Origin of the sequence: Deminuibacter soli, assembly GCF_003412455.1 — a bacterium.
GTDB lineage: Bacteria > Bacteroidota > Bacteroidia > Chitinophagales > Chitinophagaceae > Deminuibacter > Deminuibacter soli.
Genome location: NZ_QTJU01000002.1, coordinates 181935 through 194789, shown reverse-complemented (window position 1 = coordinate 194789; position 12855 = coordinate 181935). Strand labels below are relative to the sequence as shown.

General features: G+C 49.8%; 9 protein-coding genes. 3 read left to right on the top strand and 6 right to left on the bottom strand.

Translation table 11 applies throughout. From position 1 onward, the window contains the following. Positions 1-27: 27 nt before the first annotated feature. Both DXN05_RS07210 and DXN05_RS07205 read left to right on the top strand, forming a co-directional pair. Positions 28-1095, top strand: a complete 1068-nt coding sequence (locus DXN05_RS07210) for a phosphotransferase enzyme family protein (RefSeq protein ID WP_116846570.1) — start codon at positions 28-30, stop codon at positions 1093-1095. 33 nt (positions 1096-1128) lie between these two features. Then, a complete protein-coding gene (locus DXN05_RS07205; protein WP_116846569.1) occupies positions 1129-2490 on the top strand; it encodes a Gfo/Idh/MocA family protein in 1362 nt (453 codons plus the stop codon). A 258-nt stretch (positions 2491-2748) separates the two neighbouring features. Here DXN05_RS07205 and DXN05_RS07200 read toward each other — a convergent pair whose 3' ends face one another. Genes DXN05_RS07200 through DXN05_RS07190 form a run of 3 tightly spaced genes read right to left on the bottom strand, consistent with a single transcriptional unit; the run spans position 2749 to position 6774 of the window. After that, complete coding sequence (locus DXN05_RS07200) at positions 2749-3963, bottom strand: AGE family epimerase/isomerase (protein WP_211329999.1); 1215 nt, start codon at positions 3961-3963, stop codon at positions 2749-2751. Between the two features lie 35 nt (positions 3964-3998). Beyond that, positions 3999-5258 carry a DUF2264 domain-containing protein gene (locus DXN05_RS07195; RefSeq protein ID WP_116846567.1) on the bottom strand — a complete coding sequence of 420 codons (1260 nt, stop codon included), beginning with the start codon at positions 5256-5258 and terminating at the stop codon, positions 3999-4001. 28 nt (positions 5259-5286) lie between these two features. Continuing rightward, positions 5287-6774 carry an arylsulfatase gene (locus DXN05_RS07190; protein ID WP_116846566.1) on the bottom strand — a complete coding sequence of 496 codons (1488 nt, stop codon included), beginning with the start codon at positions 6772-6774 and terminating at the stop codon, positions 5287-5289. Between the two features lie 244 nt (positions 6775-7018). On the opposite strand from DXN05_RS07190, the gene DXN05_RS07185 reads away from it, so the two are divergent. After that, entirely contained in the window at positions 7019-8800 is a 1782-nt protein-coding gene (locus tag DXN05_RS07185) for a DUF885 family protein (RefSeq protein ID WP_116846565.1), read from the top strand. Position 8801: 1 nt separating this feature from the next. Here DXN05_RS07185 and DXN05_RS07180 read toward each other — a convergent pair whose 3' ends face one another. The 3 genes from DXN05_RS07180 to DXN05_RS07170 are packed head-to-tail and all read right to left on the bottom strand — an operon-like array spanning position 8802 to position 12840. Further along, entirely contained in the window at positions 8802-9332 is a 531-nt protein-coding gene (locus tag DXN05_RS07180) for a DUF3267 domain-containing protein (protein WP_116846564.1), read from the bottom strand. An 18-nt stretch (positions 9333-9350) separates the two neighbouring features. Next, on the bottom strand, positions 9351-10403 hold the full coding sequence (locus tag DXN05_RS07175) for a tetratricopeptide repeat protein (protein ID WP_116846563.1): 1053 nt from the start codon (positions 10401-10403) through the stop codon (positions 9351-9353). Between the two features lie 37 nt (positions 10404-10440). Then, on the bottom strand, positions 10441-12840 hold the full coding sequence (locus DXN05_RS07170; protein WP_245975151.1) for a glycoside hydrolase family 127 protein: 2400 nt from the start codon (positions 12838-12840) through the stop codon (positions 10441-10443). Positions 12841-12855: the final 15 nt, after the last annotated feature.

The following is a 12855-nucleotide window of genomic DNA, read 5'->3' as shown; positions in this document are numbered from 1 at the left end:
GATTTCTGACTAAACCTTACAGGAAGAATGTTTTCCAGAATATTAGCGGCATATGGCTTAAGGGCAGATGAATGTATTATTCAGCAGTTTGGCAGCGGCTTAATTAACCGCACCTGGAAAGTAACGCACAACAGCGACAACTACATTCTCCAGCATATTAACCAGCAGATATTTAAACAACCTGCTGACATTGCATCGAACACGGCAGTACTGGCAGCCTGGCTCCAGGTACATGCACCGGGGTACCTGTTTGTGGCGCAGATTAATACGCTTGCCAATGAATCATTGTTCTATGATGCAGCACAAGGTTACTTTCGTTTAACACCGTTTATTGAAGGCTCGCAATCGTACGATGTAGTACCATCCGGCAATATCGGCTATGAAGCGGCGAAACAGTTTGGCCGTTTTGCACACCTGCTGAGCGGTTTCCCGGCAGGGCAGCTGCACACTACCATTCCCGATTTCCATAACCTTACCCTGCGTTACCGCCAGTTTGAGCAGGCGCTTGCCAATGGCAACAGGGAACGCATTGCAGAATGTGCAGACAGCATACGGTTAATTCAGCAGTACAGCAGCATTACCCAAACCTACGAAGCCATTCAGCACAACCCGCATTTTAAAAAACGGGTTACGCACCACGATACCAAAATAAGCAATGTACTGTTCGATGCGCAGGGCAATGGCCTTTGCGTGATTGACCTTGATACGGTAATGCCCGGCTACTTCATCAGCGATTTCGGTGATATGATGCGCACATATTTATCACCTGCCAGTGAAGAAGAACAAGACACCAGCAAGGTATATGTGCGGGAAGAATATTTCCGCGCGCTGGTAAGCGGCTACCTCAGTGAAATGAAAGATGAGCTTACCGCAGCAGAAACCGCACACATTGTATACGCCGGTAAATTCATGACCTATATGCAGGCCATGCGCTTTTTAACAGACTATCTTAACAACGATATTTACTACGGTGCGGCCTATGAAAAACACAACCTGGTAAGGGCACGCAACCAGCTGAAGCTGTTGCAGAGCATAGCCGAGAAAGAACCCGTATTGCTTGCCATGATTGACTTTGTACCCCAGCATTTATCTTAACCATTGTATCGCTCATAAAAACGAATTGCGAATATGACTACATCGAGAAGAACATTTGTAAAAAATGTTTCCCTTACCACAGCAGGCATTGCCCTGTTGTCTAACGCCGAAGCCCGTGAAAGAAAGGCAACTGACAAAGTAAAACTTGCCTTCATTGGTGTGGGCTTGCGCGGTCAGAATCACCTGAACAACGCACTGGAACGCCAGGATGTAGAAGTAGTGGCCATTTGCGATGTAGATGACCGTATGCTCGACAGCAGCTTCGAGCTCATCAAGAAATCGGGCAAGGCCATGCCTAAAGTATTTAAGGGTGACAACCGCGCGTATAAGAAACTGCTTGAAATAAAAGGACTGGATGGCGTTATCATTGCTACGCCCTGGGAATGGCACAATATTATGATACTGGATGCCATTGCAGCAGGTATTAAATATGTAGGCACAGAAGTGATTGCAGGCATTACCCTCGAAGACCACTGGAACCTGGTACATGCCGCAGAACAGAACAACGCGCATGTAATGATGCTCGAAAACGTATGTTACCGCAGGGATGTAATGGCCGTACTGAATATGGTACGCCAGAATGTGTTCGGCGAACTGATGCACCTGCAGGGTGGCTACCAGCACGATTTGCGTGGTGTTAAGTTCAACAATGGCATTACTGCCTATAACAGCGGCGTTGAGTTTGGCGAGAAAGGCTTCTCTGAAGCACGCTGGCGCACCAACCACTCCGTTCACCGCAACGGCGACCTGTACCCCACGCACGGCATAGGCCCCATTGCTATGATGACGGATATTAACCGCGGCAACCGCTTTGTATCGCTGTGTTCCTTTGCCACCAAATCACGCGGGCTGCACAACTACATTGTGGAGAAAGGCGGCGCATCGCACCCCAATGCCAAAGTAGAATTTAAACTGGGTGACATTGTAACCACCAATATCCGCTGCGCCAATGGCGAAACCATTTTGCTGCAGCACGATACCAACCTGCCACGCCCCTATTCACTGGGCTTCCGCGTACAGGGTACACATGGTTTGTGGATGGATGTGAACAAGAGCATTTATGTAGAAGGCATGAGCGCGAAGAATGATGCATGGGAAGATGCCAAACCCTGGCTGGATAAATACGATCACCCATTGTGGAAACGCTGGAGCAAATCAACTGAAGGTGCAGGTCATGGTGGTATGGACTTCTTTGTACTGCACGCTTTTGTAGAAGCCATTAAACGCCAGCAGCCCACACCGCTGGATGTGTATGATGCAGCTGCATGGAGCGCTATTACACCGCTGAGCGAAAAATCTATCGAGATGGGTAACCAAACCGTTGACTTCCCTGATTTCACCAGCGGCCAATGGATGAACCGCAAAAACGACTGGGCACAGAACGATGAATTTTAATTCGTAAGTGGTGAGTATAGGCAACATGGCCAATGGCTATGCAACAGGAAGGAGAGCTATAACAATTATCTCCCGGGGCCCGTTGCAGCCGTTGGCCATTTTCTTGAAGGTACGTCCTTAATCTGAGCGAAGATATTAGCGACTTTTCCAACCGCAAAGCACGCAAAGGCAAAACCCGCGAAGGGCGCAAAGGATTCATTTGCTTCTTTGTGTTCTTTGCGTAAATCTCTGCGGACTTTGCGGTTAAAAAAGTGACCGCTATTTACCCGTTAACTTCTTATACCGCATTAAAGCCTCTACAAAATAGTAATCCGCATACGTTAACGGCACATCTACTTCCGAGTTGGCTTTAAAGAAGCCGGTACTGTGCATCAGGAGAAAGTTATTGTTCTCTCCTTCTTTGGCCAGGTAGGCAGCACTGCTCAGGCTGCGGATGATGCTTTCTGCCGCAGTCCAGTATTTTGTTCCTTCTTTCTTATCAGCATAAGTGCTTAGCTCCAGCAATGCAGATGCCGTGATGGCGGCTGCTGAGGCATCGCGTTTGGCATTGGCAGTGTCGGGTATATTGTAATCCCAGTAAGGCACCAGGTCTTTGGGCATAGCCGGGTTGTTGAGAATGTAGGCTGCAATATGTTGGGCCTGCTGCAGGTAAGCCGGATCTTTTGTTTCGCGGTACATTACCGTGTAGCCATATAAACCCCATGCCTGCCCGCGCGACCAGGCCGATTCATCTGCATACCCCTGCGCAGTAATACGGCTGATCACTTTACCCGTTGTTGTGTCGTAGTTCACTACATGGTAGGAACTGTAGTCGGGCCTGAAATGATGCGCCATAGTGGTATTGGCATGTGTTTTCGCGATGTGCAGGTAACTGCTGTCGCCGGTTGCTTTGGAAGCCCAGCAAAGCAGTTCGAGATTCATCATGTTATCGATGATTACCGGGAACTGCCACTCCTTGTTATCCCATGATTTGATGCAGCCCACAGTTGGTTTAAAACGGGTACTCAGTGAATTGCTGCTGGTGATGAGTATCTTTTTATAAGCGTCAGACGGTTGCAGGCGGTAGGCGTTGCCAAAGCTGCAGTACATCATAAAACCCAGGTCGTGTGTGCCCTTGTTATACTGCTCTTTGGTAAGCAGCAGCATGCGTTTGGTGGCTTCGGCCTGTACAGCGGTATCGTGTGCATACTCGTACAGGTACCAGAGCGTACCGGGGTAAAAACCGCTTGTCCACCAGCCGGTATTGCTGGTCATTAAACCACCGTCGCTGTTGGTGGTGCGGGGCAGCAGTTTCTCCGGCACATGCTGCGCCATGTGTTTGTATTGCTTTACGGCAAAATCAAGATCGTTGTTTACCAGCTGCAGCACCTGTTTGTTTGCCTTTGGGGTAAACTGCGCTTTGGCCTGTTGCAGCCAGCTGCTGCAGATCAGCAGGCAGGCTGCTGCATAGCGCGCCGTTGTTGTGTTTGTCATGTTCATGGTTATAATGTACGTATAAAGGGTATTGTTTAATAATCTACATGCGTATCGTGCAATATCTCTTTGCCCGACCAGAGCCGCTGTGCCGTCCATTCAGCAGGCGCACTTGTCCAGAAAGCATTGTCTGCCGGTAAGCCCAGTGGTAAAAAGCCATTGGTACACAGGTACAGGCTGCCGGTGGAAATATAGCTGTCTGCCACCTGCGGCTGGTGCCCGCAGATACCGATCTGCAGCCAGCCCTTGTTATCGAAAGTGCCTGGTGCATCAAACATATTTTTCATCAGCGCGGTTAGTGCACAGCGTACCTGCGCGGGTTGTAAGGTTGCAGGCAATTGCTGTTGCCATGCCAGCTGCGCCATGGGTTGAAAAGCGCCCACGCGGTAAGGCATAGAGCGGCCTATGGCAGGGTAAGTACCATCGCGCGCTACCAGCCGCTCCTGCTGAAACACATAGCGCTGCATGCGTTTCAATGCCTGCTGCAGATCGGCTTCGTTTGCCTGGCCTTTCTGCACCAGTGCATTCAGTATGGTAACCAGCATGGGTTGTATTACATAGCCATTGTAGTAATCGAACGCGAAATGCGGGCCATCGCTGTACCAGCCGTCGCCCACATACCAGCTTTGTATTTTTTGTATAGCGGTTTGTACGGGTGCAGGGTTCCATTGCTCGCCGGCGTATAACAGGAAGGTTTCTACCATTGCAGAAAACAAGTGCCAGTTGTTGTTGGGCGGTGTGGTATGCCGCAGCGCTTTCAATTCGGTAACCAGCCTGGCTTTGGCAGTAGCCTCAAGCGGTGCCCATAGTGCTTCCGGTGCACGCAGTAAACCCAGGCAAAGAAAAGCGCCATCAACCAGCGGCTGGCCGGTAGTTCTGAATTGCAGGTAACCGGGTGATGCAGGGTCTGCCGCATTAGCCAGTCCTTTCAGCGCATATGCGCGCAGTTGTTTGCGCATGTTACCTTCTTGGGTATCATCATCGGGCAGGGCCAGCCAGGGCGCTATGCCGGAAAGTGTTCTGCCAAAAGCTTCGAGATAGGTAACACCATTGGCGGCATTCTTTTCAGAATAGCCATTGCCTTTTTCATAAGGCATCTGCTGCTTTAACGTACCGGCAGCCATGTGTTGCAATACCGGCTGTGCAATGCGCTGCAGCAGGTTTACCCAATAATCGCGGTCTGTTGTGCCATCTGCCCAAACAGTACCGGGCAAGCCTGCCGCTATACTGCGGGGAGCAAACAAACCCGTAAGCAGGGCCATGGGGGTTAGCTGTAATAATTTTCTTCTTTTCATATGGCTGTTGAGGATTATAACTATATGGCTATTTATGCAACTTCGGGGCTACAAACTCCCATTCCTGTATCACGGCGGGCTCGTGTTCCTGCTGCACAATGGCTTCAAAACGTGCGGCCAGGTCGGGGTGCTGGGCGGCTACATCATGCGCCTCCTGCCGGTCGGTATCCAGGTCGTAAATTTCCCAGGGTGCATGCAGGTTCTTTTTCATGTTGCTTTTTACACCTTTCCATTTGCCCATGCGTACTGCCACCTGCCCTGTTTTTTCGGGAAACTCAAAATAGATATAGGGATGGTGCTGCTGTGTTTTTTTACCCAGCAATACCGGCAGCAGTGAAATGCCGTCTGCATTGGGTGCCTTAGTGCCGGTGAGTTCGCCGAGCGTGGGCATTATATCGTACTGAACAGATATTTCATCGCTTACCACACCGGCAGGTATTTTACCGGGCCAGCGTGCAATAAACGGTTCGCGGATGCCGCCTTCGTACAAATCCTGTTTGCGGCCACGCAGTCCGCCGGTTGATTGAAACACATCGCCTTTCACACCACCTACATCAAACGTAGCGCCATTGTCGCTGGAGAACAGCACCAGCGTGTTGTTATCCAGTCCCAGCTGTTGCAGCAGGGCCATTACGCGCCCTACCTGTTTATCAAGGTAAGTGATCATACCGGCATAGGTAGCGTATGGGTGTTTGGTGGGTGTATAACCATTCTCGCCATAATACACGGGTTCATCAAACTGGCCGATGTACGGCTGCACCACTGAATCGGGCGCCTGCAGCGATACGTGCGGCAGCGTGATGGGCAGGTATAAAAAGAAAGGTTCGTTGCGGTGTTGGGTAATAAAGTCCAGCGCCTTGTCTGCAATGCGGTTTACGGCATAATCATTCCCGCGGAAATACTCAAATGCAGAATCAGGAGCGCCTGGCTGCAGTGGCGGGCGGTGTACAAAAATAAACGGGTTATTGAGCGGAGCAGGTTTATCATTCTCCCATAAATGCGTGGGGTAATAGTTGTGTGCCTGCTTCTGATCAAGATAACCATAGAAATAATCAAAGCCCTGCCTTTGCGGAGCACCGCTGCTATTGCTCATACCCAGACCCCATTTGCCGGTAGCGCCTGTTACATAACCGGCCTGCTTCATGAGCTTAGCGATGGTGAAAGTGCCTTCGGGTAAAGGCATCTGTCCACCCTCGGTGCTGTCTGCAAAACCGCCGAGTTCGTAATTGCCGCGTATAAATGAATGGCCTCCGTTTTTACCGGTAAGCAGCATGCAACGCGCAGGTGCACAAACAGGCGTGCTGGTGTAGTGTTGTGTAAAGCGCATGCCTTCTGCAGCCAGCTTATCGAGGTTGGGTGTTTTTATTTTCTGCTGGCCGTAACAACCCAGTTCACCGTAGCCCATATCATCCGCATAAATGTAAATAACATTGGGCTTTCGCTGTGCCATTACAGCAAGCGTGAGTGTGATGGCTGCTACTGTGCATGCTATGCGCTTTATCTGGTATAATCCCATGTTGTTGGCGGTTGAGTGAAATATGTTGTTTGCTGAGGCCGGCATTGCGGCAGGGCGATGACTAAATTAAGCATATTCATACATCATACGAACAGCAAAGCAAGGCATATAGGTGAATGGCAGCTTATTTTCCGCGTTACTAATTACCGGAAACGTTTGCGTAGATTCTTTTAGCGGGATGTATTACTTTTAAACACCGGCACTGCGGTATAGTTAACTGCATGGCCCAAAACAAACCTTCTACATGAGAAAAAAACTATTGCAGTACTGTGCCGGATCGCTGCTATTCTTATCATGCAGTACTGCTTCATCTGCACAAACCATTACCAGTTCTGCCGCGCAGAACTATGTGCCCTGCCAGGAAATGCCCAACCTGATACAGGAATACAATGCAGACTATGGCGCACTGCTGCATATTTACAGTGCAGGCGCACCGGATGATGAATCGCGCTGGAGCGGCACCGGGCCGGGTGATTCACCGGAAAAAAGAAACCGGCTTAACCAGTTGTACCACACCTACCTGCAACGCCTGGGCCTGCTTGACTTTAACAGCCTGCCGCAGGAATGCAAGGTGGATTATATCCTGTTTAAACGTGATCTGCTGGCCAAACTGCAGGTAGCCTCCAACGATTCTGCTGCATGGCAGAAAATAAAACAATGGTTCCCGTTTGCAGACAGCATCCGCAGTACCGAACGACTGCGCAGGCGCGGGTTTCAGCTGAATGCACAGCAAACGGCAAAGGACTGGTACGATATAACCAAACAGGTAACTGCGCTGGAAGAACAGCTGAAAACAGCAAAAGACCTGCAACCTGCGGCAATTGACCATGCCAGGCAAACCATCCGCAACCTGCAGTTATCACTGAAAAGTATATTTGAATTCTACAATGGCTACGACCCGCTTTTTAGCTGGTGGGTGCCCATGCCGTATAAAAACCTCGACAGTGCTTTAACCCATTATGCAGGTGCTTTTAAAAAAAAGCTGGAAGAGCTGGTGCCGCCTGATAAAAGCGGCATTGTTGGTCAGCCTGCAGGCAGGGACGAACTGGTGCGCCAGCTGAAATATGAAATGATCCCTTACACGCCCGAGGAACTTATTACGATAGCCAACAAGGAGTTTGCGTGGTGCGACCAGGAGATGCTGAAGGCTTCGCGTGAAATGGGCTTTGGTGATGACTGGAAAGCTGCGATGGAGAAAGTGAAGAACACGTATGTACCTGCAGGCAAACAGCCTGAGGCGATTTATAAATTATACAATGAATCGATCGGCTTTATCAAGCAGCATGACCTGATTACAATTCCGCCGCTGGCAGAAGAAACCTGGGGCATGCGCATGATGACACCCGAAGCACAATTGATAGCGCCCTTCTTTTTGGGTGGCACGGATATCCTGATATCCTACCCCACCAATACCATGGAAGAGAACGACCGCCTGATGAGCATGCGCGGCAATAACCCGCATTTTTCCAGGGCAACGGTACATCATGAATTGCTGGCAGGACATAACCTGGAGTACTTTATGAACGAACGTAACAGAACCTACCGCAATTTTGATACGCCATTCTGGACGGAAGGCTGGTCGTTATACTGGGAACTGCTGCTGTGGGATCTGGAATTTCCGCAAGGCCCTGAAGACCGCATAGGTATGCTATTCTGGCATATGCATCGTTGCGCACGCATTATCTTTTCGCTCAATTACCATTTGGGTAAATGGACACCGCAGCAATGCATCGACTTCCTGGTTGACCGTGTAGGCCATGAACGCGCCAATGCAGCGGGTGAAGTGCGCCGTTCTTTTACAGGCCATTACCCGCCGCTGTACCAGCTGGCCTACCTCACCGGCGGCAGGCAGTTTTATGCGTTAAAACATGAGCTGGTAGATAGCGGTAAAATGAGCTACAAACAGTTTCACGATACCATTATGCACCTCAACAATATGCCTGTTGAAATGATCAGGGCGATACTAACCAACCAGCCGCTGGAAAAAGAATATGTGAGCAAATGGCGGTTTTATGAAGGTATGTAAGCTACGAACACAAGGCCACCAGTAATTTGGGAAACCCGATGGTAACGGCCACACCATAGATTGCATCGAGCCAGAAAAAGCTGCCGATGGCAACCAGGTGTATCAGCCCTACAACAGGATATGCCAGTATCTTCAGCCACATAGGTGTGCCTTCTTCGCGTATGCTGCTCCATATCACCTCAGCATCGCCCCTGCTGGGAAAGGCATGCATAGCGATGCTTACACCGAGATACAGTAGAACGATATCAATAAAACCGGGATTACTAAACGAAGCAATAGGCAATGCAGCGGGTAGCGCAATCAATATACCCAGCAGCGTATTAATGAAAAAAGGGCCGATACTGATGAACAAACTTTTCCATTGCTGCTTAGGCCGCTCGTGCAGTACGTAACCGGCAGGATTGTCGAATTGATAATACACCACTTTAAACACCGGCACTTTTAACCAGCGGCAAAACAGCTGGTGTGCAAGTTCATGTACCACTACACCGGGAAAGGTGATCATACTTACATACATTCCGGGAATGAACATCTCGTGTATTTTAAGATTTTAAGGATTGAAGTTTTCTTTACCACTGATTACATCGCGTGCATATTCCATATAACTGGCCTGTACACTATCATGCGAAGCCTGTTGAATAAGCCGGTCGCGCTCACCGAACTTCTTGTTAAAGTGATAAGCAAGCGCCAGTGTAGCCATGGAATAGGCATCGCCCTGGCTAAGGCTGTAACTTTCTTCTGCCAGCTGCAGGGCATCTTTCTTTTTACCCTGGCGCAGTAAAATACGCGCCTTGGGCGCCAATGCAATTGTGGCTTCTTTATTTATCGCCAGTATACGGTCGCAGAAATACAATGCAGAATCAGACTGATGCAGTTGCTGTTTGAGATACACCTTGTACCGCAGCACGCGCATGTGATTGCCATTGCGGTGCAACGCAGTATTCAGCAATGAATCGGCCATGGCATACTTATCCAGCGAGATGCAGGCAGATGCATAGAGCGTGGTGATATAGGCAAAATCATCCGGGTATTGCTGCAGCCAGGTATTGTACAGCGAAAGCTGCAACGTCTCTGCACTATCTTTATAAGCATCCAGTTTCGGGCGCAGTGAATCAGAGGGATAGTAATCCTTGTATCTTCTCAGCACATAATCCAGCTCATTGTCGGCAGCATTGGTTTCTTCTATATCTGTTCCTGCCAGGATGCTGTCCATCCTGTCCAGTTCAGCAAAATCAAAGTTATAGAAAGCGGCTACTGCCAGGTATTTCTTTGCATCCAGGCAACCGGGCTGGTCGGCAACCACATCCTGCAAACGGCGTTGCGCGGTAACATATTTTTTTTGCTGTATGGCCTGTTTGGCGCGCTGCAGGGAAAGTGCTGCAGAGAATCGTTTGGGAAACTGCGTAAGCGCCAGTGCCAGCAGCAACAACACCGCTGCACCAAACAACTGCACCCACCGGGGAATGGGAAACCGCACAAAATAACTGCGGCAATCACCGCAGAGGGCATGCCTGTAGCCGGGGATAACACCTTCGCAGCCACAGTTAACACAGGTACCGGTATGGCCGTTACCTGTTGAATCAGGGTTGAATATGGGTTGCATAGAGACGACAAGATAAACCAAAAACAGGAATTGCCGGTTACTCAACCGACCATTCGTGTATGCCGCTCGAATTGTTTTGAGGCAGCTGTATTTCCAGCCGCAGGGCGGTTGTGGTTACCGGTTGAAACTGCACGGCATTGTATTGGTCTTTCTGCGTGTTGTAAGGCGTGGTATTGCTCACAGGCACCCATGTACCGTCTTTTTTATAATACAATTTCCAGGAAGCAGGCAGACGGCATCCGCCCCATGGACCATCATCGTACCAATATACTTTTGATTGGGAGATGGTGTAAGGTTTGTCAAAATCGTACTGTGCCCATTCAGTGGTATCCTTCGCCGGCCAAAAGTGCAGGTACAACCCGCTGTTATCAGCCGAGCTGGCAGGCACATACTGGTCGTTCAACGCATGCCATACGCGCTTATTTTTAAGCGATACTGTTACCCTGCTTTTTGAAGCGATGGCAGGTAATGGCTTTGCAACAGCGAGCGAGGCACGGTAGGGAATCCATACCTCCATATCAGCCGCGCCGCGGTTGCACCACGCGTAATAGGGAATGGCAGTTACTGTTACAGGTTTAGCAACAGCAGCTTCGCTACCTGCTATATGCGTAAGCGCCGTACCGTTGGTGGTGAGCGTGGTAACACCATTCAGCAGGTTGCTTACATACTGCACCTGCACAGCGCTTGCGGTATCTACGGTAATGTTCTGCACCGTGCTGTCTGCATTGTCTTTGCTTTCGAGGCAATATACTACCGGGCCGTACTGAAAAGCAAAGCGGCCGGCATCGGCCTTCACAGCATCGCGGGCAATCACCTTTTGCACCTGCATCGGGAAATCAATTGTAATTACATCGCCATTTTTCCAGTTGTGTTGAAGTACAGCGTAGCCCTTTTCTTCTTTGTAGGCAACAATATGACCATTAATGGTAACAGGCACCTGCTGTTCTTTTACTGCTGCAAAGCGATACAGGTTGCCTGGTACAGGCTGCTCTTTCACCCAGCCGGGAATGCGGATGCGCAGCGTAAAACCGGCATTCGCTACCGTATCGAGCGTTACTGCTACCCTGCCCTGCCACGGATATTCGGTTTGCTGGTGCAGACTTACAGAACCATTGCTGAGATGCAGTGTAGCCTTGTTGCTGGCAAAAAGGTTTATGTACAGGTTATTGTTATCCTGCGCATACACATACCCTGCTACAGAAGGCAGAAAACGCGACATGCTTGAAATGCAGCAGGCGCAGTCGAACCAGGCACTGCGTTCATGCTGCCCCATAGATGCCAGCGGGTTGGGATAGAAAAAACGGTTACCACTGAGCGATACACCGGCAAGTACACCATTGTACAGCGTGCGCTCCAGCACATCAATATACTTCGCATCGCCATGTAATAAAAACATGCGGTTGTTCCAGTACACATTGGCAATGGAAGCACAGGTTTCGGCATAGGCCGACATATTGGGCAGGTCATAATCACCGCCGAACGCCTCTCCATTGCCGGTTGCGCCGATACCACCAGTGATGTATAGCTTCTTTTCCGCCACATCTTTCCAGATATCATCAATGGCCATCAGGTAGCGCTGATCACCGGTAAGTGCAGCAATATCCGCCATGCCGGAGTACATGTAGGCGGCACGTACGGCATGGCCTTCGGCCACATGCTGATCAACTACTTTTTTGTTGGATTGATGATAGGCATCGCCATTGGGGCCGCGCACATCCAGAAAGAACTTAGCGAGATCGAGGTATTTCTTTTCACCGGTAACACGGTACAGTTTCACCAGGCCTGTTTCTACGATCTGGTGACCGGGATATTCCTGTTCCTTACCCGGACCGAATGTTGCCACCAGCAGGTCAGCATATTTCAGTGCAATATTGAGCAGGGCAGTTTTGCCTGTTGCCTGGTAATGCGCTACGGCAGCATCAAAAAGATGACCGGCATTGTATAACTCGTGACTGAGCATGGGGTCATTTTTCCAGCGCTCCTTTCCTATCCACTCATGCGGTTTGGGGGCATTCATGGTGCGGAAAGTATAGAGGTACCCGTCCGGCTCCTGCGCTGCGCCGATAATTGCAATCAGTGAATCGAGGTATTTTTCCAGTGCGGGATCTTTCTTTACCTGCAAGCTGTACGAAGCGCCTTCAATGGCTTTGAACAAATCAGTATCATCAAAGGGATATACCGTCATTTTACCATCATTGAGCTTTTTGGCTGCGCGGAGGAAATTATCGATACGGCCGTTTTCACGGCACATTTCCAGTAAATACGGGATAGTAACATCTGCATTGATATTTACTTTAGGTCCCCAGAAATGATCAGTAAAGTGAACGGCAGTAAATGCCACAGGTTGTATGGGATAATCACGTTGCTGGGCAGTTGCACCTACGGCGCAGAAAAGCGCGAGGCCTGCCAGCATGCGTTTCACAGACGAGCAATGCATACGTTGGATTTAGTA

What these genes read in the sequence shown, in the direction of transcription:
- DXN05_RS07210 (WP_116846570.1), top strand. Translation starts at nt 28, where the DNA reads ATGTTTTCCAGAATATTAGCGGCATATGGCTTAAGGGCAGATGAATGT.
- DXN05_RS07190 (WP_116846566.1), bottom strand. Translation starts at nt 6,774, where the DNA reads ATGGGATTATACCAGATAAAGCGCATAGCATGCACAGTAGCAGCCATC.
- DXN05_RS07185 (WP_116846565.1), top strand. Translation starts at nt 7,019, where the DNA reads ATGAGAAAAAAACTATTGCAGTACTGTGCCGGATCGCTGCTATTCTTA.
- DXN05_RS07175 (WP_116846563.1), bottom strand. Translation starts at nt 10,403, where the DNA reads ATGCAACCCATATTCAACCCTGATTCAACAGGTAACGGCCATACCGGT.
- DXN05_RS07170 (WP_245975151.1), bottom strand. Translation starts at nt 12,840, where the DNA reads ATGCATTGCTCGTCTGTGAAACGCATGCTGGCAGGCCTCGCGCTTTTC.
- DXN05_RS07195 (WP_116846567.1), bottom strand. Translation starts at nt 5,258, where the DNA reads ATGAAAAGAAGAAAATTATTACAGCTAACCCCCATGGCCCTGCTTACG.
- DXN05_RS07205 (WP_116846569.1), top strand. Translation starts at nt 1,129, where the DNA reads ATGACTACATCGAGAAGAACATTTGTAAAAAATGTTTCCCTTACCACA.
- DXN05_RS07180 (WP_116846564.1), bottom strand. Translation starts at nt 9,332, where the DNA reads ATGTTCATTCCCGGAATGTATGTAAGTATGATCACCTTTCCCGGTGTA.
- DXN05_RS07200 (WP_211329999.1), bottom strand. Translation starts at nt 3,963, where the DNA reads ATGACAAACACAACAACGGCGCGCTATGCAGCAGCCTGCCTGCTGATC.